The organism is Microbacterium sp. Se63.02b (genome assembly GCF_014171575.1).
Lineage (GTDB): Bacteria > Actinomycetota > Actinomycetes > Actinomycetales > Microbacteriaceae > Microbacterium.
This window is the reverse complement of record NZ_CP050453.1, coordinates 3,445,485-3,469,138: the sequence shown is the minus strand read 5'-3', so window position 1 is coordinate 3,469,138 and position 23,654 is coordinate 3,445,485. Positions and strand designations below refer to the sequence as shown.

The window sequence follows — 23,654 nt, the reverse complement described above, 5'->3', positions numbered from 1 at the left end:
TCCCCGACGATCGTCGTCGCAGCGATCGGGTCAGTCGCCGAGTGCGGCCGACACCACGGCGCGGGCCTCGGCCTGCACCTCGGCGAGGTGCTCGGGTCCGCGCAGGCTCTCGGCGTACAGCTTGTAGACGTCTTCCGTGCCGGAGGGACGCGCGGCGAACCAGGCATGCTCGGTCTGCACCTTGAGGCCGCCGATGGCCGCCCCGTTGCCCGGCGCGTGCGAGAGCTTCGCGGTGATGTCCTCGCCCGCGAGAGTCGTCGCGGTCACGGCCTCCGGCGCGAGCTTGCCCAGCGTCGTCTTCTGCTCGGGCGTGGCCGGGGCGTCGACCCGCTGATATGCGGAGGCGCCGAACGCCTGCTCCAGCTCGGCGTAGCGCTCCGACGGCGTCTTGCCGGTGACAGCGATGATCTCGGCGGCGAGCAGGCACAGCAGGATGCCGTCCTTGTCCGTCGACCACACCGAACCGTCTCTGCGGAGGAAGGAGGCTCCGGCGGACTCCTCGCCGCCGAACGCGACCGAGCCGTCGAGGAGTCCGGGGACGAACCACTTGAACCCGACCGGAACCTCCAGCAGCCGACGACCGAGCGATTCGGCGACGCGGTCGATGATCATCGACGACACCAGCGTCTTGCCGATCGCGGCATCGCGCGGCCAGTCCTCCCGGTGAGAGAACAGGTAGTCGATCGCCACTGCGAGGTAGTGGTTCGGGTTCATGAGTCCGGCGTCCGGAGTCACGATGCCGTGCCGGTCGGCGTCGGCGTCGTTCCCGGTGAGCACGTCGTACGAGCCCTTCTTCGCGACCAGCGACGCCATGGCCGACGGCGAGGACGGGTCCATGCGGATCTTCTCGTCCCAGTCGAGCGTCATGAAGCGCCAGGTCGGATCCACCTCGGGGTTCACGACCGTGAGGTCGAGGCCGTGCATCTCGGCGATGAGCGCCCAGTACTCGACCGAGGCGCCGCCGAGCGGATCGGCCCCGATGCTCACCCCGGCGTTCCGGATCGCGTCGATGTCGATGATGGACGGGAGGTCGCGCACGTAGGCGTCGCGGAAGTCGTATCCGGTGAGCGCATCCCAGTCGATGTCGGAGAAGCGCTCCCGCTCGACGCCCTCGAGTCCCGCGGCGATCAGCGCGTTCGCCCGGTCGGCGATCCACCCCGTCGCGTCGGTGTCGGCGGGGCCGCCGTGGGGCGGGTTGTACTTGAAGCCGCCGTCGCGCGGAGGGTTGTGCGACGGGGTCACGACGATGCCGTCGGCCCGGGTGGGGTCGTCGGCCGCCTTGCCGCGGTTGTGGGTGAGGATCGCGTGACTCAACGCCGGCGTGGGAACCCACGCGTCGCGGGAGTCGACGCGCACATCGACGCCGTTCGCCAGCAGCACCTCGATCGCACTGCGCTCGGCAGGCAGCGACAGTGCGTGCGTGTCCCGCCCGAGGAACAACGGACCTGTGATGCCCTGAGCGGCTCGATAGTCCACGATCGCCTGCGTCGTGGCGAGGATGTGGTTCTCGTTGAAGCTGTTCGACAGGGAGGAACCGCGATGGCCGCTGGTGCCGAACACGACCCGCTCCGACGCCACTTCCGGGTTCGGCGCGCGGTCGTAGTACGCGGCGATCAGCTCGTCGACATCGATCAGGTCACTTTCCTCCGCGGGGAGGCCGGCACGGCTGGTCATCTTCTCAGTCTGCCCCCTGAGACGCGCGATCGCATCCGAGAAGTCACCCGAACACCGGCACGGTCGCCGAGGGCTAAGGTGAAACCCGTGACTGAACGCCGCACCTACAGCTATCTGGGACCCGCTGGAACGTTCACGGAAGCGGCGCTCGACCAGGTGGCCGAAGCCCGTGGTCAGGACTGGCGTCCCGTGCACAACGTGGGCGAGGCTCTGGCCGACGTGCTCGCGGGTCGAAGCGACGCGGCGATGATCGCGATCGAGAACTCGATCGAGGGCGGCGTCTCCACCACCCAGGACGCTCTTGCGACGCTCCCTGGTCTGCGCATCATCGGCGAGTACCTCGTGCGGGTGAACTTCGTGCTCGTCGCCCCGCGCGGCACGACGCTCGACCAGGTGGAGGTGATCGCGGCGCATCCGGTCGCGTACGCACAGTGCCACGGCTGGCTCGGAGAGCATCTCCCGTCGCACTCGCACGTGCCCGCGGCGAGCAACGTCGCCTCGGCGATCGGCGTGCTCGACGGGACGCTGCCCGCGCAGGCCGCCATCGCGGCCCCCGGCATCGTGAACCACTACGACGTCGACGTGCTGGCGGAGGGCATCGGCGACAACGCCCAGGCTGTGACCCGCTTCGTCCTGGTCACGCGCACGACGCGGTCGCCGGAACCCACCGGCGCCGACAAGACCTCGCTGATCGTCGAACTCCCGCACGACCACCCCGGGTCGCTGCTCGAGATGCTCGAGCAGTTCTCGACGCGCGGCATCAACCTCTCGCTCATCGAGTCCCGCCCCATCGGCGACGAACTCGGACGCTACCGCTTCGTCATCGACGCCGACGGGCACATCGAGCACGAGCGTATGGCCGACGCGCTGCTCGGCATCCGGCGGTTCAGCCCTCGTGTCGTGTTCCTCGGGTCGTATCCGCGCGCCGACCGGCAGATCGTGCAGTACCCCGACCGCTACTCGGACGACGTGTTCGTCGAGGCCCGCGACTGGCTGCGCGGCATCCTCTCCGGCGAGCCGGAAGCCTGACGTCATCCACCTGACCGCCCAGCTCGGTCAGGCGGATGCCGTGGTTCAGTGCTCCTGGAAGCGCGGCCAGTCGCTGCCGGGCGCCATATGGGAATGCAGGGCGCCCTTCGCGGAGGCGAGGCTCGGATATGTTCCGGTCGTCGTGTCCGCGCCGACCATGGTGACGGTGTAGCCCTCGTCGTCGTGGCGGATGCTGCCGACCACGCCGTTCGTGCCGTACGCGACCCAGAGTGCGAGTGTCTTGGTGCTCATCGTCGAACCCCTCTCTGCGGCCGAGAGTACGCCTCCCCACCGGGGAAGACCAGGGCTTGACAATGCTCAGGATGCGGCGGCGACGAGCTCCAGGGTCTGGGCGCGACCGGCCGGTGCATCCTTCGGCTCGGACTCGTACGCACCGGCGACGGGCGACAACATGACCTCGTCGACGCCGTACCGTTCCGCGAACGCGGCCACCTCGCCGGCGACGGACTCGCCCGTGCCGACGAACCAGCGGGAGCGGGCCGCGTGAACGACGTCGTCGGTCGCCGCATCCGTGGCGGCGGCGAGGGACTCCTCGACGGTCTCGAGGGCGACCAGCGGCTTGTTCAGGCGCAGACGGGCCATCATCCGCAGCTGCGGCAACGCCCGAGCCTCCGCCTCCTCCTGCGTGGGCGCTGCCACGGCGTTCACGGTGAGGAAGGTGCGCGGCTCCGGGTGCTCCTCGCTCGGACGGTAGCCGGTGCGGTACAGGTCGAGTGCACGCTCGAGACCCTGCCCCGAGAAGTGGTTCGCGAACACGTAGGGCAGTCCGTGGGAGGCCGCGAGCTGGGCCGAGTAGTCGCTCGATCCGAGCAGCCACACCTCGGGGACGCCGGTCGCAGAGGGCGTCGCTCGCACCGTGTATTCGCCGCCCGAGGTGAAGCGCAGGGCCGCACCCTCGGCGGACAGGAGTGCCGCGATGTCCTGCACATGGCGCGGGAATTGCTCGACGTCGCTCGTGGTGCCCGAGCCGCGCAGCAGCTGCGTGATCACGGGATCGCTGCCGGGGGCGCGACCGAGGCCCAGGTCGATGCGGCCGGGGGCGATGGCCTCGAGCGCCGCGAACTGCTCGGCGACGATGAGCGGTGCGTGGTTGGGCAGCATCACCCCGCCGGAGCCGAGACGGACGCGCGAGGTGCGGGTGGCGGACGCGGCGATCAGGACCGGGGGCGTCGTGGACGCCACGGCCGGCATGTTGTGGTGCTCGGCGAACCAGTAGCGGCGATAGCCGAGGCGGTCGGCGGTCTCGGCGAGCGACAGGGAGGCGGCGATGGCCTCGAGCTGGTCTGGCCGGTGCGCACCGGGACGAGGTCGAGGACGGAGAGGGCGACGTCATTCATCCCGAGGGACAACCCGCCGGCGCTCTCCGGCATTCCCCGATCGGGCGACGAGCGCTGTGCGGGCGGGCCGGCGAAGGGGAGGGGCGGCGGTCGCCGCCCCCTCGAGGGTCAGGCGTCGATCGCCTGCCGCTGCTCCGCGGACTCGACGGTGATCTTGCGCGGCTTGGCGCGCTCGCTCACCGGGATGATCACCGAGAGGACGCCGCTCTCGTACGAGGCGCTGATGCCGTCGAGGTCGACGCCGTCCCCGAGCGAGAACTGACGCAGGAACGAGCCTGCGCCGCGCTCACGTGCCAGCCAGCGGACGCCTTCCCTGGTGTCGGCGGTGCGCTGGGCACGGATCGTCAGCTGGCCTCCGTCGAGATCGACGTCGACCGATCCGGGATCGACACCGGGGAGGTCGGCATGCAGGATGTACCGGTCGCCGTCGCGATACAGATCCACCGGCATCAACCGGGGTGCGCGAACGGTGTCGAGCACGCTCGCTGCGAAGCGGTCGAGCTGGCTGAACGGGTCGAAGGTGAGTGCCATGATGTCTCCTTTCGTGAGGCCCGGATGGGCGGTGAGCAGATGCGGATGATCTGCATCTGTGCTGTAGATTTGTTATAGAACAACTGCCGACGATCTCGCAACCTGGTTTAAGGAATCTCTCAGGATGACGCACCGCGACTCCCGCACACCGCTCTACGGCATCGCTGTGGCCGCCCAACTCGTCGATCTCCCCGAGGCGACGCTGCGGTTGTTCGAGAGCAGGGGACTGGTCGCGCCCGCGCGCAGTGATGGCGGCACGCGGCGCTACAGCGACGACGACATCGCCCGACTGCTGCGCGCGGCGCGCCTGCGGGAGGACGGTCTGAACATCGCCGGCATCGCCCGGGTGCTCGAGCTGCAGGACGAGAACGCCGATCTGCGCGAGTCCCTCTCGGGCGACGAGTCGGCCACGTCGCCGCGGAGGGACCCCCGCCCACGCTGACGCCCTGCTCGGCATCCCACGCGCGGCGATACGCTTCCCTCATGGAAGCCGGCATCTTCTACGTCCTCGTCGGTGCGGTCGCCGTGGCCGCGTTCGCACGCTCCCGGGGTGGCCGGCGCCGCTGCTGGTGACGACGCTGGCCCTCGCCGCGTCTTTCCTCCCGTTCGCGCCCGACCTCGACATCGACGGACATGTGCTCTTGAGCCTGGTGCTGCCGCCGCTGCTGTACTCCGCCGCGCTCGACGTGTCGTTCGTCGGTTTCAAGCGCAGCCTTCCGCAGATCCGGCGGCTCGGGATCTGGCTCGTGCTGCTGACGGCGGTGGCGGTCGGCTTCGTGGCGTGGTGGATCCTGCCGTCGCTGACTCTTCCCGGCGCACTGCTGCTCGGCGCGATCGTGGCTCCGCCCGACGCGGTGTCGGCTGCGGCGATCGGACGCCGCCTCGGGCTGCCTCGGCGGATCATGACCGTGCTGTCGGGTGAGAGCCTCATCAACGATGCGACATCGCTCACGCTGTACCGCGTCTTCGCCTCGTTGACGATCGCGGGTGCGACGGTCTCGGTGTGGGACGGGATCTGGCAGTTCCTTCTCGCGGTCGGCATCGGGGTGGCCGTCGGTCTCGTCTTCGGGGTCGTGCTGCATCAGCTGCGCATGCGCATCAACGATGCCGTCGTGATCGGCACCTTCGGGCTCCTCGCCCCGTTCGGCGCGTACGCGATCGCCGAGCATCTTCTGGGATCGGGCGTGCTCGCGGTCGTCGCGATGGGTCTCTACGTCGGCTACAACTCCCCGCGCACCGACTACACGACGCGCCAGCAGGAGAAGCCGCTGTGGCTCTCGGCAGACCTGCTGCTGGAGAGCTTCGTGTTCGCGTACATCGGCTTGCAGTTCCCTCGGGTGCTCCGCGATCTCGGCAGCGAGTCGGTCGGTCCGATCCTGCTGCTCTCGGGAGCGGTCCTGCTGGTGGTGCTGATCGTGCGGCCGCTGTACATCTACCCGACCAGCGCCTGGGCGAATTTCCAGGACCGCCGCCGTTTGGAGCGCTGGGACCGCGGGGTGCAATCCGGGGAGTTCGAGAAGAGGCACCGCGCATCGCGCCGGTGGAGCGAGCACAGCGCCGACGAACTGCGCACCCGCATCGTGCGCGAGCGGATGGCGGGTCTGCAGCTCTCGTGGAAGGACAACGCCGTCATCTCGTGGGCGGGGATGCGAGGCGTGGTGACGCTCGCGATCGCGGTCGCCGCAGCCGACCTCGCCACGCTCGACACCGAGGCGTCGCACGCGATCGTGGTGGTCGCGTTCATCGTCACGGTCGGCACGCTGCTGTTGCAGGGGCTCACCCTGCCGCTGCTCATCCGCGGACTCGGCATCGCCAGCGATGTCGACGAGGAAGAGGACGAGGCGGCTCTCGCCGAGGTGCGTGCGAAGAGCCGCGAGGCCGGGAAGGAGTTCCTCGCCGAGAAGCGCGTCGAATGGGAGGCGAAGTACGGCGAGGTCGACCTCCGCGTGTTCGACGCCTTCACCCGGCGCATGACACGGGTCGAGAAAGACACCGACGAGGCGCAGAGCATGGAGGACGCGGCGAGCCGGCCGTCGTACGACGACCTCGTCGCCCTGTCGAGGGGATGGCTGCAGGTGCGACGTGACATCCTGCTCGCCGAGCGCGACGCGGGGAACCTCGACGAGGAGGTCATGCGCGAACTCATCGCGGCGATGGATGCGGAGGAGCTCGCGCTCGACACCCGCGGCGCGACGCGCCAGCCCGGCCGGGCCTAGCCGGGATGAGAGCGCCCCGCCCCGGAAGGGACGGGGCGCTCTGCGTGAGGCCGGACGACGGTCAGCGCGCGGCGACCGGCTCCTTGTCGGAGGAGGCATCCGCCTCGGGGGCGTCGTCGTCGCCGGAGTCATCGGCGAAGGGCAGTCCCTCGCGCGGTGCGTTGTACAGGTCCTCGTTGAGGATGCCCTCGCGCTTGGCGACGATCGTCGGGATGAGCGCCTGGCCCGCGACGTTGACCGCGGTGCGGCCCATGTCGAGGATCGGGTCGATCGCGAGCAGGAGGCCGACGCCCTCGAGCGGCAGACCGAGGGTCGACAGCGTCAGGGTGAGCATGACGACCGCGCCGGTGGTGCCGGCGGTGGCCGCGGAGCCGACGACCGAGACGATCACGATCAGCAGGTACTGCACGAAGTTCAGCTCGATGCCGAAGAACTGTGCGACGAAGATCGCGGCGATGGCCGGGTAGATCGCGGCGCAGCCGTCCATCTTCGTGGTCGCGCCCAGCGGCACGGCGAACGACGCGTAGGAGCGGGGCACACCGAGGTTGCGCTCGGTCACGCGCTCCGTGAGAGGCAGCGTGCCGATCGAGGAGCGGCTGACGAAGGCCAGCTGCACCGCGGGCCACACACCCGAGAAGTACTGCTTGATCGACAGGCCGTGCGTGCGCACCAGGATCGGGTAGACGACGAACAGCACGAGCGCGAGGCCGATGTAGATCGCGGCGGCGAACCAGCCGAGGGCCGCGAGCTTCTCCCAGCCGTACTTGATGACGGCCGAGCCGATGAGGCCGAAGGTGCCGATCGGGGCGATGCGGATGATCCACCACAGCACCCGCTGGATGACCTTGAGCAGCGACTCGGTGAAGACGAGGAACGGCTCCGCCTTCTTGCCGGCCTTGAGCGCCGCGATGCCGACGACCGCGGCGACGACGATGACCTGGAGGATGTTGAATCCGACGCTCGAGCTGAACGTGCCGTCGACCGCTCCCGGCGAGGTGCTGACCGTGAGGCCGAGGAAGTTCTGCGGGATGAGGCCGAGGAGGAAGTTCCACCACGTGCCCACCGTGTAGGGGTCGCCCGTCTCGAGGCCTTCGCCGGCCCGGTTGCCCGGCTGGATGACGAGACCGAGGCCGATGCCGATGATCACGGCGATGAACGCGGTGATCGCGAACCAGAGGATGGTCTGGCCGGCGAGGCGCGCGGCGTTCTGCACGCGACGCAGGTTCGAGATGCTCGCGACGATGGCCGTGAAGATGAGGGGGACGACGGCGGCGCGCAGCAGCGTCACGTACGAGCTGCCGATCGTGTCCAGCGTCGCGGAGAGGCCGTTCGGGTTCTCGGCGGTGGCGCCGAGCTGACGGCCGATCAGGCCGGCGGCGACACCGAGGACGAGGGCGGCCAGGATCTGGAAGCCGAACGAGGTCAGCAGCTTCCGGACCGGTCCGCGGGTATCAGGCGCCTTCTGGGCGCGTGCGGTGGTGCTCATTGAGGGGACTCCAGAATCGCGGCGCGCCGAGTGCACGCCATGAGGCTCAACGCTATGACTCCCTGAGAATTCCCTGAGCGGATATGACGAACGATGACGCGGTGCGCTCAGCGCGCGCCGCGTTCCGGCATGTCCGAACCCGGATCGAACCATCTCAGGTCGGGGAATCGGGCGAAGCCGCGGTCGCGGGTCGCGAGGCGTGCGCCGTTCGCCAGGGCCACGGCGGCGATGTACGCGTCGGGGACGAGGTTCCCGCGGATGCCTCGATCGCTTGCGGCGAGGGCGTCGAACCGGTCCCAGGCCGGGGTCCTGTCGTGAGCCATTGCGTGCGCGGGGCGGCGAGGAGGCTGCGGGTGAAGGCCATCGCGGCGTCGATCGGTGCCGGGGCGGTGGTGATCCGGGGGTGGGTGACGATGCGGACGAATCCGCTGAGGATCGTGTCCGACACTCCGATCGACTCGTGGGCGAGTGCCTCGTTCAGCCACGGGCCATAGGTCTGGTGTTCTGCGGAGTCGGCGCGGAACGCGTAGACGAGGATGTTGACGTCGGGCACGATCATCGGATCGGTGCCTCTTCGAGTGCCTCCCACAGGGCGTCGCGGTCATCGATGTCGACGAGGAATCGTGACGTGCGCGGGTCGCCGAAGGTCGGCAGGGGTTCGACGGTCGCAGTGGGTCGGCGTTTCGCCAGGTGTTCCCGCAGGGCTTCTTCGATGAAGCTCGTGAAGGTTCGGCCCTCGGCGGCGGCGCGGGCCTTCGCCTCGGTCGCGAGAGCTTCGGAGAGGTTCAGGGTGGTGCGCATGCAGACAAGCATACGCGTATACGCAGACATCTGCCTCAGTGTCAGCGCGGGGCGAGCACGAGCAGGTCGCCGACCTCGCAGTCGAGGGCCTCGCAGATCGCGCGCAGCGTGGAATAGCGGATGGCGCGGGCGCGGTCGTTCTTGAGCACCGACAGGTTCACGATGCTCACCCCCACCGCGGCGCTCAGCTCGGTGAGCGTCATCCCCCGGTCGGCGAGGAGCTCGTCTAGTCGGCAGTGGATGCCCGTGAACTCGTCGTCGCTGTCGGCAGGGCTCACACCAGCCCCTCCGTGTCCTTCTGCAGACGCGCGGTCTCCTGCTGCAGGCGCGCCCTGTCCTGATCGAGGCGCATCCCCTGTCGGAAGACGGCGGCGAGCGCGACGAGCGCGAGCGCGCCGGCGAACGGCCAGGGCGTCACGGTGAGCTGATAGGCAGACGGGTACCACTCGCTGCCGGGCGTGAACACCTCGCGCAGACCGGTCGTGGCGGCGATGCCGCCGAGGAGGTCGGCCGCCACCCCGAAGACCAGGACCGCGATGGCGCCACCGGTGAGAGCCCGCGCCACCATGTGCGAGAACGCCCGTCCGCGCAGGGTGTGGAAGCAGATGATGGCGACGATCACGGCCGGCATCGTGGTGAGGGCGAGGGTGCTCAGCTGGGCGGCGGCCGCGAGCAGCCGGAGTCCGAGAGAGGCGTTCGTGACCGTGAACTCCGACAGGCTCTCGCCCCGGCAGGTGAGCATGGTCGTGGCGGTGTCGCCGAATTCGGAGCAGGGCAGGCTGTCGGGCCATCCGACGTACACGTAGGTCTCTCCGTGGAGTTCGGCCCAGTCGACCGTGAAGGCCTTGACGATGAAGATCACGGCGCTCACCACGGAGAGCAGGATCCACCATCCGGAGAGGGTGAGCGCGGCGTCGAGCGCGATGGTGCGGCTGCCCCGCCGGCGTCCGTTCCAGACCAGGATCAGGACGACGAGGGCGATCACGGCGAGCCCGATCGCGATGAAGAGGAGTGAGGGCCAGATCTCCGCCGATCCGAAGGAGAGCATCAGACGAGTCCTTCCGTTTCCTTCTCGAGCGCGACCTTCTCCTGCTGCAGACGGATGCCGCGGCGGAACGCGACGGCGATCAGCCCGACCGTCACCCCGGTCGCGAAGAAGGGCGCGATGGTCCAGAACTCGAGCGGATGCGCGGGCTCCCCGTCGCCGATGCCGAGCGCTGCGGTGACGCCGTTGCGCCCCGTGGTCTCCAGCATCACGATCAGGATCGGTGCGCCGACGAGCGTCCATCCGATCGCGGTGAACGCCCGGACGTTCGGGCGGACGAAGAACCGCCCGCGCAGGAAGTTCCAGGCGACCAGGGTCACCGCGGCGATGACCACGATCGCGGCGAGGGCCCACAGGACGATGGCCGCGATGATCGCCATGGTCGACACCGCGTTCACGTCGGCGGCGATGACCAACGCCTCGTCGGCGAGTCCCTCGACGGAGATGGTCCCGGAGTCCGTCGTCGCCGAGATCGGCTGCTGGTCGATCGGGACCGTCCACGCGACCCCGTCTCACGGAACGTGCCGCCGACGCGGAGCACGGTGGCAAGGCCGACCGTGATCAGCGCGACGGCGGCGTAGAGGATCACGGTGATGGCATCCGCTTTCTCGGAGCGGGTGGGGGTCGTGGCGGTGGTGGTCATCAGACGAGCCCTTCCGTGTCGTGCGCGAACCGCCGCCCGATCTCGAGCACGGCGGCGGCCGATGGTCGAAGGTGGAGCTCGTTCACGATGTCCCCTCCGGTCGGTCCGTGGGGACCGTTGTTATCGACTGTCGTTAACATAACGACAGTCGATAACTGGGTCAACCCCCGGTATGCCCACGGCGAACACGGGCATACCGGCCCGATGTGGTGGTTACTCTCGATGTACAAGCGCTTCACGCGTCTTCGCCAGTGTCGAACAACACGTGCGAATAAGGAGTCACAGCATGTTCGAGAGATTCACGGACCGAGCCCGTCGAGTGGTCGTCCTCGCCCAAGAAGAGGCGAAGATGCTCAACCACAACTACATCGGAACCGAGCACATCCTGCTCGGTCTCATCCACGAGGGTGAAGGCGTCGCCGCCAAGGCCCTCGAGAGCCTCGGCATCTCCCTCGACGCCGTGCGCGAGCAGGTGCAGGACATCATCGGCCAGGGTCAGCAGCAGCCGACCGGCCACATCCCGTTCACGCCGCGCGCCAAGAAGGTGCTCGAGCTGAGCCTCCGCGAGGCCCTGCAGCTCGGCCACAACTACATCGGAACCGAGCACATCCTCCTCGGACTCATCCGTGAGGGCGAGGGCGTCGCCGCTCAGGTGCTCGTCAAGCTCGGCGCCGACCTCAACAAGGTCCGTCAGCAGGTCATCCAGTTGCTCTCCGGCGCCCCCGGCCGCGAGCCGGCATCCGTCGGCGCGCAGACCAACGACACGCAGTCCAGCGCCCAGGGCGGGTCTGCCGTGCTCGACCAGTTCGGACGCAACCTCACGCAGGCGGCGCGCGACAACAAGCTCGACCCGGTCATCGGGCGCGAGAAGGAAGCGGAGCGGGTCATGCAGATCCTCTCCCGTCGCTCCAAGAACAACCCGGTCCTGATCGGGGAGCCCGGCGTCGGCAAGACCGCCGTCGTCGAGGGCCTCGCCCAGGCGATCGTCAAGGGCGACGTGCCCGAGACGCTGAAGGACAAGCAGCTCTACTCGCTCGACCTCGGCTCGCTCATCGCCGGTTCCCGCTACCGCGGTGACTTCGAGGAGCGCCTGAAGAAGGTCACCAAGGAGATCCGCACACGTGGCGACATCATCGTCTTCATCGACGAGATCCACACCCTCGTGGGTGCGGGTGCCGCCGAGGGCGCGATCGATGCGGCCAGCATCCTGAAGCCGCTCCTCGCCCGTGGTGAGCTGCAGACGATCGGCGCGACCACGCTCGACGAGTACCGCAAGCACTTCGAGAAGGATGCAGCGCTCGAGCGCCGTTTCCAGCCGGTGCAGGTCAACGAGCCGACGCTGCCCCACGCGATCAACATCCTCAAGGGCCTGCGCGACCGGTACGAGGCGCACCACAAGGTGCAGATCACCGATGGTGCCATCGTGGCCGCGGCGAACCTCGCCGATCGCTACGTCTCCGACCGGTTCCTCCCCGACAAGGCCATCGACCTGATCGACGAGGCCGGCGCACGCCTGCGTCTGTCGATCCTGTCGAGCCCGCCCGAGCTGCGGGAGTTCGACGAGAAGATCGCCGCCGTGCGCGAGCAGAAGGAGATCGCCTCCGAGGAGCAGGACTTCGAGAAGGCCGCATCCCTCCGCGACGAGGAGAAGAGCCTCCTCGCCGAGCGCCTGCGTCTCGAGAAGCAGTGGCGTGCGGGCGACGTCGCGACCTCCGCGGTCGTCGACGAGGGCCTGATCGCCGAGGTGCTCGCACAGGCCACCGGCATCCCCGTCTTCAAGCTGACGGAAGAGGAGTCCAGCCGACTCGTCTTCATGGAGAAGGCCCTGCACCAGCGGGTCATCGGTCAGGAAGAGGCCATCGCGGCGCTCTCGAAGACGATCCGTCGCCAGCGCGCCGGTCTCAAGGACCCGAAGCGCCCGTCGGGCTCGTTCATCTTCGCCGGCCCCACGGGTGTCGGAAAGACCGAGCTGGCCAAGGCTCTCGCGGAGTTCCTGTTCGACGACGAAGCCGCACTGATCTCGCTCGACATGAGCGAGTTCGGTGAGAAGCACACCGTCTCGCGTCTGTTCGGCGCCCCTCCCGGGTTCGTCGGATTCGAAGAGGGTGGCCAGCTCACCGAGAAGGTGCGGCGCAAGCCGTTCAGCGTGGTGCTCTTCGACGAGATCGAGAAGGCTCACCCCGACATCTTCAACTCGCTGCTGCAGATCCTCGAAGAGGGTCGCCTCACCGACGGTCAGGGTCGCGTGATCGACTTCAAGAACACCGTGATCATCATGACCACCAACCTCGGTGCGCGTGACATCGCCGGTGGACCTGTGGGCTTCCAGATCGAGGGCAGCAACTCCACCACCTACGAGCGGATGAAGGGCAAGGTCAACGAGGAGCTGAAGCGCAACTTCAAGCCCGAGTTCCTGAACCGCGTCGACGACATCATCGTGTTCCCGCAGCTGTCGAAGGAGGAGCTGGTGCAGATCGTGGATCTGTTCACCAAGCGTCTCGGCGATCGCCTGCTCGACCGCGACATGACGATCGAGCTGTCGCAGGCGGCCAAGGAGCGTCTCATCGAGATCGGCTTCGACCCGGCGCTCGGCGCCCGACCGCTGCGTCGCGCGATGCAGCACGAGGTCGAGGACCGTCTGTCCGAGAAGATCCTGCACGGCGAGCTCAACCCGGGCGACCACGTCAAGGTCGATGCGAAGGACGGGCAGTTCCTGTTCGAGCACGGCCCCCGCGGCGAGAAGGTCGCGGTCGGCGTCAACACCGGTGGCGGCGCGATCGCCGGCACTCCCGACCTGGCGGTCGCCAGCGGGGAGTGAGCCGGCCTGAATCACGGAAGGGGCGGATGCTGAGGCATCCGCCCCTTTCCCGTGTCCGCCGCCCGGGATCTCGCAGAGCGGCTCGCCGCTGAGGGGTGCGCTCAGCCGCGGGTTCTAGGCTTGTCCCGTGAGCGAGTACACCGTCCGTCCGGCGCGCAGCGCCGACATCATCGACATCCGCAACCTGCTGCAGCCCCTCGTGGAGCAGCGCATCCTGCTCGGCAAGGATCTGGCGGTGCTCTACGGGGCGGTGCAGGAGTTCGTCGTCGCGGAGGCCGACGGGGTGCTGATCGGATGCGGCGCACTGCACGTGATCTGGGAAGACCTGGGCGAGGTGCGCACGCTGCTGGTCCGCGATGACTGGCTGCACCACGGCGTCGGTCGAGCGATCGTCGACCGCCTGGAGGAGACGGCCAGGAGCCTCGGTCTCTCGCGCCTGTTCTGCCTCACGTTCGAGGTCGACTTCTTCGCCCGTCGCGGCTTCACGCCCATCGGCGAGCAGGTCGTCGACCCCGATGTGTACTCCCAGCTGTTGCGCAGCGGAGACGCCGGTGTCGAGGAGTTCCTCGACCTCGCCCACGTCAAGCCGAACACGCTCGGCAACACCCGCATGCTCAAGGTGCTCTGAGCGCCCCGCGCAGACCACGACTGCCCGTCGTGCTCCCAGGGTGCACGCGCCGCATCGCTTAGCCTGGAGGCATGCCCCGTCGCTCCGCCGCCGTCTACCGTCGACGGCGTCTGGTCGTCGTGTTCGGGCTCGTCCTGCTCCTGGCTGTCGTCGGCGTCGGGGCATGGCTCCTGATCGCCCGGCCGTGGGCGGCCGCCGATGCGACTCGAAGCCGTCCGCCTCACCCTCGGCGTCGCCCTCGACGACACCGACCACCGATGCCGCCTCCCCTCGCCCGGTCCCTCCGCCGAGGAGACGCCGGCGATCGTGGCGTGCGAGGCGAAGGACGTCGAAGTCACGGCCGTCACCGACGCCGAGACCTATGCCGCAGGGGTCATGCCGAAGCTGTCGATCTCGCTCACCAACAAGGGGACGAAGGACTGCACCATCGACGTCGGTTCGACGACGCAGGTGTTCACCGTGTCCAGTGGCTCCGACGTCTGGTGGCGCTCGACCGACTGCCAGGAGAACCCGAGCAGCATGGTCGCGACGCTCGCGGCGGGGACGACGGTCACCAGCAAGGACCCGGTCACCTGGGACCGTACGCGATCCAGCGTCGAGACCTGCGCGCAGGAGAACCGACAGCGCGCGCCCGGTGGGGGCGCGTCGTACCACGTCGAGGTCTCGATCGGCGGATTCACGAGCCTCACGACCGCGCAGATCCTGCTGTACTAGCTGCCCCCGAGTTCGAAGCGATCGCCGTCGGCAGGCTTCGAATTCCGTCGCGCTGCGGCTCTTCGCACACGGAATGAGCCGAGGTCGGCTCGCAGGGGCGTCTGATGCTGACAGTCGACGTTCTTTGGGATACCATTGAGATGACTCTCCGCATCATGCGGCACAAGCCATCCCCAGTGGCGTCGAACTACAGCGTCCCCAGCGCTTCGACATCGCCGCTCGAGAGTCCGAGGGCCCTCTCGAGTACCCCAGTCCCCAATGGAGGACTCGAGAGGGCCCCAATCGTATCCGCGGCCGGATTTCGCGCGAGCCCCAGGCGCCGTGAATAAGCTGGAGACATGGCAGCGAAGAAGGCGAAGACCTCGAAGAAGAAGCCCGCACCCGAGGACTTCCGGTCGGAAGCCCTGGCGCAGGCCCTCGAGAAGCAGGACGTCGCGGCCGTCGCCCTCGCGCTCCGCAACGGCACCACCGTCGTCCCGCTGATCAAGCCGGGCGCCCGCGACAACCCGCTCGACAGCGGCGAGGTATGGACCTACCGCGACCCGAACACCGGCGACCTGGCGTTGCTGCTGTTCAGCGATGCGAACAACAAGCCCGCCAACCTCCCACCCGGTGTCGGCATCTTCACCGCCGACTGGCTGCGGAAGTTCCTCGCCGCGCACCCGATCACCACGGTCTTCCTCGACATCGCCGGCCCGCACCCGATGCAGGCCGAGCCCGCCGAGCTGCTGAAGGCCCTCGACGCCTGAGGAGCGGGGGTTCCGATCAGAACGGCGGGATGTCGCGATCGGAACGGCGCGAGGTGTTGCGCGCGCGGACGTCGCTGAGGGCGGCGCGAAGCGTCTTCGACCGATCGTCGACGACCTGTTCGTAGCCGAGTCTGGCCGCTTCGGAGCGCCGTTGGGCCGCCTGGGTCACCGGTCGGATCTCTCCCGCGAGACTCAGCTCACCCACCGCCGCGACTGTGCGCGGCACCGAGATCTGCTGGATCGAACCGGCCACGGCGATCGCGATCGCCAGATCGGCCGCAGGTTCGGTGAAGCGCACGCCCCCGACCGTCGACACGTAGACGTCGAGGCTGCCGGTGGGCACGCCGGCACGACGTTCGAGGATCGCGAGCACCATGGCCACGCGCGACGAGTCGAGGCCGTGCACGATGCGGCGCGGGTTCGGCGCATTGCTCGGAACCGTGAGCGCCTGCACCTCGACGGGGAGGGCGCGACGGCCCTCGAGGGAGATCGCCACGCACGTCCCCGGTTCTGTCGCACCTTGCGACAGGAAGAGACCCGACGGATCGGGCACCTCGGCGATGCCGTCGCCGGTCATCTCGAAGCAGCCGACCTCGTCGGTCGGACCGAAACGGTTCTTGAGGGCGCGGATGAAGCGGAGCGACGTCTGCCGGTCGCCCTCGAAATGACACACGACGTCGACGAGGTGCTCGAGCACCCGCGGACCCGCGACCTGCCCGTCTTTCGTGACGTGGCCGACGATGATGATGGGCAGGTCGCGGTCCTTCGCGATGCGGATCAGCGTCGCCGCGACTTCACGCACCTGGCTCGGCTGCCCCGCCGCCCCGTCGATCAGCGATGACGACACGGTCTGCACCGAGTCGACGATCACGAGCTGCGGCTTCACCTCGTCGATGTGGCCGAGGATGGTCGCCAGATCGGTCTCGCTTGCGAGATACAGCTCGTCGTGCAGCGCGCCCGTCCGTTCCGCGCGCAGACGCACCTGGCCCGGCGACTCCTCGGCGCTCGCGTAGAGCACGCGTCGTCCACCGCGCGCGGCCTGAGCGGCGACCTCGAGCAGCAGGGTCGACTTGCCGACGCCCGGTTCGCCGCTGAGCAGGATCGCGGCACCCGGCACGATGCCGCCGCCGAGTACGCGGTCGAACTCGCCGACGCCGCTGCTGCGTCGAGGAGCGTCCTGCGTGGTGATCTGCGTGATGGGTCGGGCAGTGCGGTCGGCGCTCGGGGCGACGGGTCCGACCCGACGGAGGATTCCGGTCTGTGCCGCCTGCTCCTGCACCGTTCCCCACTGCTGGCATTCGCCGCAGCGCCCCACCCATTTGGCGGTCGTCCACCCGCATTCCGTGCACACATACGCAGGGGGAGCTGGTTTCCGGGTGGCCATGCCCCCAGGCTATCGCCGGGATCGGACATCCCTATCGACCAGGTGATTATTCACGGCCCGCGTCCTCCGCAAACCGCCGACCCCGCGCGATACTGGTGTCATGTCCAACGGCGGGTCCGTCTGCGGGCCGATCTCGAGCTACTCCCGGGTGCGCATCCTGCACCTGCTCTTCGAAGCGGGTCAGACGCATTCGGGCGGTCAACTCTCGATCGGCGATCTGTGCGAGGCCACCGGCCTGCACGCCAACACGGTGCGCGAGCACCTGCAGCGGCTGATCGAGGGCGGATACGTGATCCCGACGATCGAGCACCGCACCACCAGGGGGCGTCCCCGCACGCTATACAGCGCCGCCACCGGAGACCCCGGCGCCTCGAGCCCGGTCGCTCGTGACAAGGCCAAGGCCGCCGCCCGTCGCGGAGACCTGCTGCGGAGCATCCACCCCGGTGCAGCCTCCGGCCTGGGACGCGAGGCCACGTATCAGCTCGATGCCCTGGTCGAGCACCTCGAAGAGAGCGGCTTCGAGCCCATCGTCGACGGCGATCGGCTCACGGTCGACCTCAGCCCGTGCCCCCACGCGGCAGGGCTGCCCGAGAACCGGCCGATGCTGTGCCAGGTGCACCTCGGCCTGATGCAGAGCGTGCTGAACGAGGCCGGCGGGCCGCTCGCTGCCGAGCGCGTGCAGGAAGCCGTGCTCCCCTCCGACTGCACCGTGCAGCTGCGCGACACCTCCGCCCGGCTGAACGCCCACACCGAGCAGCTGCGTCATCGGACGACGCAGTCTCACAGAACAGGAATCGTGCATGGAATGGCTTGATCCGCTCGCGCTCGCCCGATGGCAGTTCGGGCTCACGACCGTCTACCACTACCTGTTCGTACCGCTCACGATCGGCATGGCCCTGATCGCCGCGATCTTCCAGACCGCGTGGGTGCGCACCGGCAAGGTCCAGTACCTCCACCTCACCCGCTTCTTCGGCAAGATCTTCCTCATCAACTTCGCGATGGGCGTGGTCACCGGCATCGTGCAGGAGTTCCAGTTCGGCATGAACTGGTCCGACTACTCCCGCTTCGTCGGCGACGTGTTCGGCGCCCCGCTGGCATTCGAAGGACTCCTGGCCTTCTTCTTCGAGGCGACCTTCATCGGTCTGTGGATCTTCGGGTGGGACAAACTCCCACAGAAGCTGCACCTCGCCACGATCTGGTGCGTGTCGATCGGCAGCATCCTGTCGGCGTACTTCATCATCGCGGCCAACGCGTTCATGCAGAACCCGGTCGGGTACACGTTCAACCCCGAGACCAACAGGGCCGAGCTCACCGACTTCTGGGCGCTGCTGACCAACCCGGTCGCACTCGCCGCGTTCCCGCACACGATCTTCGGTGCTCTGATGTTCGCCGCCGGTGTCGTGATCTCCGTCTCGGCCTGGCACCTCTCGCGCGGCCAGCACTTCGACACCATGCGCATCTCGCTCAAGTTCGGGCTGTGGGCCATGATCGTCTCGACCGCGGGTGTCGTGCTCACCGGCGACCAGTTGGGTCTCGCGATGTACGCGGCACAGCCGATGAAGATGGCGGCGGCCGAGGCGACCTTCAACACGGTCTGCGGGCCGGACGCCTCGTTCAGCATCTTCACGCTCGGCACCCCCGACGGCAGTTCCGAGCTGTTCTCGATACGTGTGCCGTATCTGCTCTCGCTGCTGTCGACGCACACCCTCGACGCCTGCGTGCACGGCATCAACGACCTGAACGCCGAGTACGCGCAGACCTACGCGTCGACCGGACTGACGGACTTCGCACCGATCCTGTGGATCACCTACTGGGCGTTCCGTTGGATGATCGGTCTCGGCATCGCCGCCGCTCTCGTCGCGGTCGCCGGCCTCTGGCTCACCCGCAAGGGCGCCAAGAAGCCCCCGGCTCCGTGGATGTGGAAGCTCGCGATCTGGTCGTTCCCGCTCGCGCTCGCCGCCAACATCATGGGCTGGGTGTTCACCGAGATGGGCAGGCAGCCGTGGATCGTGTTCGGTCTCATGACTACGCAGGACGGCGTCTCGCCCGGCGTCTCCGGACTCGAGGTGCTGATCTCCCTCATCGCCTTCACGGCCATCTACGCCGCGCTCGCCGTCGTCGAGATCCGGCTCATCATCCGGGCCGCGCAGAAGGGCCCTGACACCGAAGAACAGCCGCACGACGAGACGGCCCAGCTGCCGTCGGTCGTCTACTGAGAAGGAGGAGCATCATGGATCTCGCAACGCTCTGGTTCTTCATCGTCGCCTTCTTCTTCGTGGGGTACTTCGTGCTCGACGGGTTCGACTTCGGGGTCGGCATGTCGTTGCCGTTCCTGGGCAAGGACGACGTCTCGCGGCGTCAGGTCATCAACACGATCGGCCCGGTCTGGGACCTCAACGAGACCTGGGTGATCGTGGCGGGAGCTGTGCTGTTCGCGTCGTTCCCCGAGTGGTACGCGACGCTGTTCAGCGGCTTCTACCTGCCGCTCCTGCTCATCCTGCTGGCACTGATCCTGCGCGGCGTCTCGTTCGAGTACCGTCACCAGCGCGAGGGCCGCAAGTGGAAGCAGGGCTTCGACCGCATGATCGTGCTCGGCTCGGTCGTGCCGGCGCTGCTGTGGGGTGTCGCGTTCGGCAACATCGTGCAGGGCGTCGCGATCGACGAGAACCACATCTACGTCGGCGGCTTCTTCTCGCTGCTGAACCCGTACGCGCTGCTCGTGGGGGTCACCACGCTGCTGCTGTTCTTCCTGCACGGCGTGCTGTTCGTGGCGCTCAAGACCGATGGGCAGGTGCACGAGGACGCTCGCAAGCTCGCGGCCCGCGCCGCCATCCCGACCGTGATCGTCGCGGCGGCGACCGTCCTGTGGACGATCATGATCGCGGCCGGACGTGAGGCGCCGCTGCTGTGGCTCGTCGTCGGCGCCGGCGCCGTGGCCGCGGTGTCGCTGATCGCCGCGATCGTGCTCTCGGTGCGTGGCTTCGACGGCTGGGCGTTCTTCGCCGGCATCCTCACGGTGATGTTCGCGGTCGTGATGCTGTTCTCCGCGCTCTTCCCGTACGTGATGCCGTCGACGATCGACCCCGCGTACAGCCTCACGATCGCGAACGCCTCCAGCACCCCGTATACGCTGCAGATCATGAGTTGGACCGCCCTGATCGCGATGCCGCTCGTGATCGCGTACCAGGCCTGGACCTACTGGGTCTTCCGCAAGCGCGTCACCCGGACCTCCATCGAGGGGGCTCCGGCGCACGCGTGAAACCCGTCGATCCGAGACTGCTGAAGTACGCGGGTGCCGCGAGGGGGTTCCTCGCGGCATCCGCGTCGATCGGCGTCGTGCAGACGGCCGTCACGATCGCGTTCGCGTGGCTGCTGACCGACGCGATCACGGGTGCCATCGCCGGACGCGACGTCTCGGGGTCGCTCCTCTGGCTGTTGCTGGCGGCCCTGTCGAGGGGACTCTTGATCGCGGCGTCGGATGCGGCGGGCACGCGTGCGGCGGCGAAGACAGGGATGCAGCTCAGGGCGGCGCTCGTCGCGGCGGTCGGTCGGCTCGGGCCGGGGTGGCTGGCGCAGCGGAACCAGACGGCGCTCGCGGTCACCGCCGGCCACGGCCTGGAGGCGCTGGATGCGTACTTCGCCCGCTACATCCCGCAGCTGGTGCTGACCGTCATCGCGACGCCTGTGCTGGTCGCGGTGATGTGGTGGCAGGACTGGCCGAGCGGACTCACCGCGGTGATCACGCTGCCCCTGATCCCGTTGTTCCTGATCCTGATCGGCATGGCGACGCGGACGGTGCAGGCGCGACAGTGGCAGACGCTGCAGCGCCTCGCGGCCCGGTTCGCCGACACCGTGCAGGGACTCTCGACTCTGCGGCTCTTCGGCCGCGACCGGCGAGCGGCCGACCGCATCGAGGTCACCGCCGACGAGTACCGCCGCGAGACCATGAAGGTGCTGCGGTTCTCGTTCCTGTCCGGATTCGCGATGGAGCTGCTGGCTTCGATCGCCGTGGCGCTGATCGCGGTGTCGGTCGGGTTCCGGCTGCTTTCGGGCGACCTGACGCTCGAGGTCGGGTTGTTCGTGCTGCTGCTCGCCCCTGAGGCGTTCCTGCCCATCCGCCAGGTGGGCGTGCAGTTCCACGCGGCCGCAGAGGGCGTCGCCGCGACTGAGGACGTGTTCGAGGTGCTCGACGCCGAGCATGCGCGGGGAGACGCCGGACGGATGTCGGACGGGAACACCGGACGGATCGCCGCGGAATCATCCGGTATCCGCGACACCGCCCGACAGGTGGTGCCGGGCGGGGTGCTCGTGGTCGAGGGGCTCCGGGTGCGAGACCTGCCGCCCGTCTCGTTCACGGCCGAACCGGGCACGGTCACCCTGATCGAGGGGCCGAGCGGGTCGGGCAAGTCCAGTCTGCTCGCGGCGCTGCGGGGTGCGAGCGACTTCGAGGGGACGGCCGCCTACGCCGGACTCGATGTGCGGCGACTCGCGCCGTCGGCGTGGCTCGCGTGGGCGGGTCAGAGTCCCGGACTCCTGCGGGGCACCGTGGCGGAGAACGTCGCGCTGGGGGATGACGACCCCGATGCCGCCGACGTCCGTGCCGCCCTCGACGCCGCCTGTGCCGAGGGCATCGACCCCGGACTCGTGCTCGGCGTGCAGGGCGCGGGGCTCTCCGGAGGGCAGGCGCAGCGCGTGGCCGTGGCCAGGGCCCTGTACCGGGAGGCCGCCGGACGCGGAGGCGTGCTCGTGCTGGACGAACCCTCGAGTGCTCTCGACCCTGCGACCGAGGAGCGGCTGTGGCGCTCGCTGCGGGAGAGGGCGGATGCCGGGGCCACGGTGCTGCTCGTCTCGCACCGTCGGTCTGCGCGGGACATCGCCGACCGGGTCGTGGCGCTGGGGGTGAGCGCATGAGCGGGGAGGCGCGGACGCAGCGCATCCGGGGTGTCCTCCGCCTCGCACAACCGCCGACGGGACGCTTCCTCCCGGCCCAGGTGTGGGGGCTGCTCTCGGCCGCCGCCGCCGTGAGTCTGCTCGCGGTGAGCGGCTGGCTGATCGTGAGCGCCTCGATCGTCGACTCGCTCGTGCCGCTGTCTATCGCCGTGGTCGGGGTGCGCTTCTTCGCGGTGACCCGCGCCGTCACCCGATATCTGGAGCGCCTGAGCGGACACGACGCCGCGTTGCGTCAGCTCGCTTCGACCCGTGCCGACATGGTGCGGCGGCTGATCCCGCTCTCGCCGGCCGGCCTGGGGTCGACCGACCGTGGTCAGGTGCTCGCGGCCCTGGTCGACGATGTCGAGAACCTGCAGAATCTGCCGCTGCGCGTGGTCCAACCCCTCGGCGTCGCCGCTCGTCGCGGTCGGGGCCGTGGGATTCCTGGCATTCGTCTCGCCCGCTGCCGCGCTCACTCTCGCGGTCTGCCTGCTCATCGCGGCGGCGGCGGCGATCGGGCTGGGCTGGCTCTTCGGATCGAAGGCGGAGTCGATGGTGTCCGCACGGAGGGCGGAGCTCTCCGCCGCGCTGGTCGACTACTTCGGCAGCCTCGATGTCCTCCTCGCCTACGGCGTGGAGGAGCAGGGCCGTGCCCGCATCGCCGACGCCGACGCCGCGCTGCGCCGGGTGGTCGATCGCGCATCCCTCGCGCAGGCCGTCGCCGCGGGCGTGGTGTCGGCGGTCGCTGGTGCCGCGTCGGTGTGGGCGCTCGCCGCCGCCGCGCCCGGGCTCGCCGACGGCACGATCGATGGTCCGTGGCTCGCGGTCGCCGTGCTCGTGCCGATGGTGGTGTTCGAGATCTTCGGGGCGGTTCCGATCGCCGCAGCCTCGTGGCGCAGCGTGCGTTCGAGCGCGGAGCGCATCGTCGACGTGCTCCCTGAGCGGATGCCGGTCGAACTGCGGACCGACGCGGGGGAGGAGGTCGAGTTCGCGCAAGCTCCCGCGCTGCGGTTGCGCGATGTGCGGGCGAACTGGCCGGGCGGTGCTCCTGCGCTGAAGGGTGTCGACCTCGACCTCGATCCGGGCGAGCGGGTGCTGGTGGCGGGGCCCAGCGGGGCCGGCAAGAGCTCGCTGGCGGCAGCGCTCGTCGGCTTCCTGCGCGTGGAGGGCGAGTACCGCATCGACGGGCGCGACGCCGCAGACCTCTCCGGCGCGGCGCTGCGTCGCGTGATCGGCCTGTGTGAACAGCACCCTCAGCTGTTCGACGAGGACATCCGCCAGAACCTGCTGTTCGCACGTGACAGTGCGACCGACGACGAACTGCTCGAGGTGCTCGACCGCGTCGGGCTGGGGGAGTGGGTCCGCGAGCGCGGCGGCCTCGATGCACGGGTCGGCGATCGTGGTGCCCTGGTCTCGGGCGGCCAGGCACAGCGGATCTCGCTCGCGCGGGGGCTCTTGCGCGGGTTCCCGGTGCTGGTGCTCGATGAGCCGACCGCCGGAGTCGACCCCGACGCCTCCGACGCCCTGTTGCGCGACCTGCTCGAGGCGACGGGTGGCCAGTCGGTGCTGCTGATCTCGCACGTGCCTCCGCCGGCGGGCACGGTCGACCGCGTGGTGCGGATCGAGCGCGGTCGCACGGTCTGAGCGCG

General features: G+C 69.0%; 22 protein-coding genes and 2 pseudogenes. 12 read left to right on the top strand and 12 right to left on the bottom strand.

Annotated elements, in window-relative coordinates; genetic code table 11:
* Positions 1-30: 30 nt before the first annotated feature.
* Entirely contained in the window at positions 31-1,674 is a 1,644-nt protein-coding gene (gene pgm / locus G4G29_RS17290) for a phosphoglucomutase (alpha-D-glucose-1,6-bisphosphate-dependent) (RefSeq protein WP_183150971.1), read from the bottom strand.
* Between the two features lie 78 nt (positions 1,675-1,752).
* Between pgm and pheA the strand changes: the two genes are divergently transcribed.
* Positions 1,753-2,703 (top strand): prephenate dehydratase, encoded by a 951-nt coding sequence (pheA, locus tag G4G29_RS17285; protein ID WP_183150970.1) that lies wholly within the window; start codon positions 1,753-1,755, stop codon positions 2,701-2,703.
* Positions 2,704-2,748: 45 nt separating this feature from the next.
* On the opposite strand, the gene G4G29_RS17280 is transcribed toward pheA, so the two are convergent.
* The 3 genes and pseudogenes from G4G29_RS17280 to G4G29_RS17270 form a co-directional block, all read right to left on the bottom strand.
* Complete coding sequence (locus G4G29_RS17280) at positions 2,749-2,955, bottom strand: methyltransferase (RefSeq protein ID WP_183150969.1); 207 nt, start codon at positions 2,953-2,955, stop codon at positions 2,749-2,751.
* 66 nt (positions 2,956-3,021) lie between these two features.
* Positions 3,022-4,061: pseudogene (locus tag G4G29_RS17275) on the bottom strand (LLM class flavin-dependent oxidoreductase).
* Positions 4,062-4,169: 108 nt separating this feature from the next.
* Positions 4,170-4,592 (bottom strand): Hsp20/alpha crystallin family protein, encoded by a 423-nt coding sequence (locus G4G29_RS17270; RefSeq protein ID WP_183150968.1) that lies wholly within the window; start codon positions 4,590-4,592, stop codon positions 4,170-4,172.
* 124 nt (positions 4,593-4,716) lie between these two features.
* Here G4G29_RS17270 and G4G29_RS17265 point away from each other — a divergent pair, with 124 nt between their 5' ends.
* Both G4G29_RS17265 and G4G29_RS17260 read left to right on the top strand, forming a co-directional pair.
* Positions 4,717-5,034: a MerR family transcriptional regulator gene (locus G4G29_RS17265; RefSeq protein ID WP_183150967.1), complete on the top strand. Its 318-nt coding sequence runs from the start codon at positions 4,717-4,719 to the stop codon at positions 5,032-5,034.
* A 127-nt stretch (positions 5,035-5,161) separates the two neighbouring features.
* Entirely contained in the window at positions 5,162-6,808 is a 1,647-nt protein-coding gene (locus G4G29_RS17260) for a sodium:proton antiporter (RefSeq protein ID WP_244632145.1), read from the top strand.
* A 61-nt stretch (positions 6,809-6,869) separates the two neighbouring features.
* On the opposite strand, the gene G4G29_RS17255 is transcribed toward G4G29_RS17260, so the two are convergent.
* The 7 genes from G4G29_RS17255 to G4G29_RS17225 all read right to left on the bottom strand — a co-directional run bounded on the left by G4G29_RS17255 (position 6,870) and on the right by G4G29_RS17225 (position 10,783).
* Positions 6,870-8,294: a dicarboxylate/amino acid:cation symporter gene (locus tag G4G29_RS17255; protein WP_183150966.1), complete on the bottom strand. Its 1,425-nt coding sequence runs from the start codon at positions 8,292-8,294 to the stop codon at positions 6,870-6,872.
* Positions 8,295-8,448: 154 nt separating this feature from the next.
* The gene (locus G4G29_RS17250; RefSeq protein ID WP_202045338.1) at positions 8,449-8,853 is read right to left on the bottom strand and encodes a hypothetical protein; all 405 of its coding nucleotides are present in this window, start codon (positions 8,851-8,853) and stop codon (positions 8,449-8,451) included.
* Positions 8,850-9,095 carry a CopG family transcriptional regulator gene (locus G4G29_RS17245; RefSeq protein ID WP_183150965.1) on the bottom strand — a complete coding sequence of 82 codons (246 nt, stop codon included), beginning with the start codon at positions 9,093-9,095 and terminating at the stop codon, positions 8,850-8,852. Before G4G29_RS17245 ends, G4G29_RS17250 begins: the two co-directional genes overlap by 4 nt.
* A 41-nt stretch (positions 9,096-9,136) precedes the next feature.
* Positions 9,137-9,373 carry a helix-turn-helix transcriptional regulator gene (locus G4G29_RS17240; protein WP_183150964.1) on the bottom strand — a complete coding sequence of 79 codons (237 nt, stop codon included), beginning with the start codon at positions 9,371-9,373 and terminating at the stop codon, positions 9,137-9,139.
* On the bottom strand, positions 9,370-10,143 hold the full coding sequence (locus G4G29_RS17235; protein WP_183150963.1) for a hypothetical protein: 774 nt from the start codon (positions 10,141-10,143) through the stop codon (positions 9,370-9,372). The genes G4G29_RS17240 and G4G29_RS17235 overlap by 4 nt, the downstream gene beginning before the upstream one ends.
* On the bottom strand, positions 10,143-10,556 hold the full coding sequence (locus G4G29_RS17230) for a hypothetical protein (protein WP_183150962.1): 414 nt from the start codon (positions 10,554-10,556) through the stop codon (positions 10,143-10,145). The genes G4G29_RS17235 and G4G29_RS17230 overlap by 1 nt, the downstream gene beginning before the upstream one ends.
* Positions 10,535-10,783, bottom strand: a complete 249-nt coding sequence (locus G4G29_RS17225; RefSeq protein WP_183150961.1) for a hypothetical protein — start codon at positions 10,781-10,783, stop codon at positions 10,535-10,537. Before G4G29_RS17225 ends, G4G29_RS17230 begins: the two co-directional genes overlap by 22 nt.
* A 286-nt stretch (positions 10,784-11,069) precedes the next feature.
* On the opposite strand from G4G29_RS17225, the gene G4G29_RS17220 reads away from it, so the two are divergent.
* The 4 genes from G4G29_RS17220 (at position 11,070) to G4G29_RS17205 (ending at position 15,692) form a co-directional block, all read left to right on the top strand.
* A complete protein-coding gene (locus G4G29_RS17220; RefSeq protein ID WP_183150960.1) occupies positions 11,070-13,601 on the top strand; it encodes an ATP-dependent Clp protease ATP-binding subunit in 2,532 nt (843 codons plus the stop codon).
* A gap of 127 nt (positions 13,602-13,728) precedes the next feature.
* Positions 13,729-14,229, top strand: a complete 501-nt coding sequence (locus tag G4G29_RS17215; RefSeq protein ID WP_183150959.1) for an amino-acid N-acetyltransferase — start codon at positions 13,729-13,731, stop codon at positions 14,227-14,229.
* A gap of 198 nt (positions 14,230-14,427) precedes the next feature.
* Positions 14,428-14,943, top strand: a complete 516-nt coding sequence (locus G4G29_RS17210) for a hypothetical protein (RefSeq protein ID WP_244632144.1) — start codon at positions 14,428-14,430, stop codon at positions 14,941-14,943.
* Positions 14,944-15,281: 338 nt separating this feature from the next.
* Entirely contained in the window at positions 15,282-15,692 is a 411-nt protein-coding gene (locus G4G29_RS17205; RefSeq protein WP_183150958.1) for a dehydrogenase, read from the top strand.
* Between the two features lie 16 nt (positions 15,693-15,708).
* Here the strand turns inward: G4G29_RS17205 and radA are convergent, their stop codons facing one another.
* On the bottom strand, positions 15,709-17,076 hold the full coding sequence (gene radA, locus G4G29_RS17200) for a DNA repair protein RadA (RefSeq protein ID WP_183150957.1): 1,368 nt from the start codon (positions 17,074-17,076) through the stop codon (positions 15,709-15,711).
* A 100-nt stretch (positions 17,077-17,176) separates the two neighbouring features.
* On the opposite strand from radA, the gene G4G29_RS17195 reads away from it, so the two are divergent.
* The 5 genes and pseudogenes from G4G29_RS17195 to cydC all read left to right on the top strand — a co-directional run bounded on the left by G4G29_RS17195 (position 17,177) and on the right by cydC (position 23,649).
* Positions 17,177-17,890 carry a helix-turn-helix domain-containing protein gene (locus G4G29_RS17195; RefSeq protein WP_183150956.1) on the top strand — a complete coding sequence of 238 codons (714 nt, stop codon included), beginning with the start codon at positions 17,177-17,179 and terminating at the stop codon, positions 17,888-17,890.
* Positions 17,877-19,292, top strand: a complete 1,416-nt coding sequence (locus G4G29_RS17190) for a cytochrome ubiquinol oxidase subunit I (protein WP_183150955.1) — start codon at positions 17,877-17,879, stop codon at positions 19,290-19,292. The genes G4G29_RS17195 and G4G29_RS17190 overlap by 14 nt, the downstream gene beginning before the upstream one ends.
* A gap of 14 nt (positions 19,293-19,306) precedes the next feature.
* A complete protein-coding gene (cydB, locus tag G4G29_RS17185; protein ID WP_183150954.1) occupies positions 19,307-20,335 on the top strand; it encodes a cytochrome d ubiquinol oxidase subunit II in 1,029 nt (342 codons plus the stop codon).
* Positions 20,332-21,987 (top strand): thiol reductant ABC exporter subunit CydD, encoded by a 1,656-nt coding sequence (cydD, locus tag G4G29_RS17180; RefSeq protein ID WP_183150953.1) that lies wholly within the window; start codon positions 20,332-20,334, stop codon positions 21,985-21,987. The genes cydB and cydD overlap by 4 nt, the downstream gene beginning before the upstream one ends.
* Positions 21,984-23,649: pseudogene (gene cydC / locus G4G29_RS17175) on the top strand (thiol reductant ABC exporter subunit CydC). The gene cydD and the pseudogene cydC overlap by 4 nt, the downstream one beginning before the upstream one ends.
* The last annotated feature ends 5 nt before the right edge of the window (positions 23,650-23,654 follow it).

Coding starts and splice junctions, on each gene's coding strand:
- pgm (WP_183150971.1), bottom strand. CDS start 1,674: ATGACCAGCCGTGCCGGCCTCCCCGCGGAGGAAAGTGACCTGATCGAT.
- G4G29_RS17280 (WP_183150969.1), bottom strand. CDS start 2,955: ATGAGCACCAAGACACTCGCACTCTGGGTCGCGTACGGCACGAACGGC.
- G4G29_RS17270 (WP_183150968.1), bottom strand. CDS start 4,592: ATGGCACTCACCTTCGACCCGTTCAGCCAGCTCGACCGCTTCGCAGCG.
- G4G29_RS17265 (WP_183150967.1), top strand. CDS start 4,717: ATGACGCACCGCGACTCCCGCACACCGCTCTACGGCATCGCTGTGGCC.
- G4G29_RS17255 (WP_183150966.1), bottom strand. CDS start 8,294: ATGAGCACCACCGCACGCGCCCAGAAGGCGCCTGATACCCGCGGACCG.
- G4G29_RS17250 (WP_202045338.1), bottom strand. CDS start 8,853: ATGATCGTGCCCGACGTCAACATCCTCGTCTACGCGTTCCGCGCCGAC.
- G4G29_RS17245 (WP_183150965.1), bottom strand. CDS start 9,095: ATGCGCACCACCCTGAACCTCTCCGAAGCTCTCGCGACCGAGGCGAAG.
- G4G29_RS17235 (WP_183150963.1), bottom strand. CDS start 10,143: ATGCTCTCCTTCGGATCGGCGGAGATCTGGCCCTCACTCCTCTTCATC.
- G4G29_RS17225 (WP_183150961.1), bottom strand. CDS start 10,783: ATGACCACCACCGCCACGACCCCCACCCGCTCCGAGAAAGCGGATGCC.
- G4G29_RS17220 (WP_183150960.1), top strand. CDS start 11,070: ATGTTCGAGAGATTCACGGACCGAGCCCGTCGAGTGGTCGTCCTCGCC.
- G4G29_RS17210 (WP_244632144.1), top strand. CDS start 14,428: ATGCGACTCGAAGCCGTCCGCCTCACCCTCGGCGTCGCCCTCGACGAC.
- G4G29_RS17205 (WP_183150958.1), top strand. CDS start 15,282: ATGGCAGCGAAGAAGGCGAAGACCTCGAAGAAGAAGCCCGCACCCGAG.
- radA (WP_183150957.1), bottom strand. CDS start 17,076: ATGGCCACCCGGAAACCAGCTCCCCCTGCGTATGTGTGCACGGAATGC.
- G4G29_RS17195 (WP_183150956.1), top strand. CDS start 17,177: ATGTCCAACGGCGGGTCCGTCTGCGGGCCGATCTCGAGCTACTCCCGG.
- G4G29_RS17190 (WP_183150955.1), top strand. CDS start 17,877: ATGGAATGGCTTGATCCGCTCGCGCTCGCCCGATGGCAGTTCGGGCTC.
- cydB (WP_183150954.1), top strand. CDS start 19,307: ATGGATCTCGCAACGCTCTGGTTCTTCATCGTCGCCTTCTTCTTCGTG.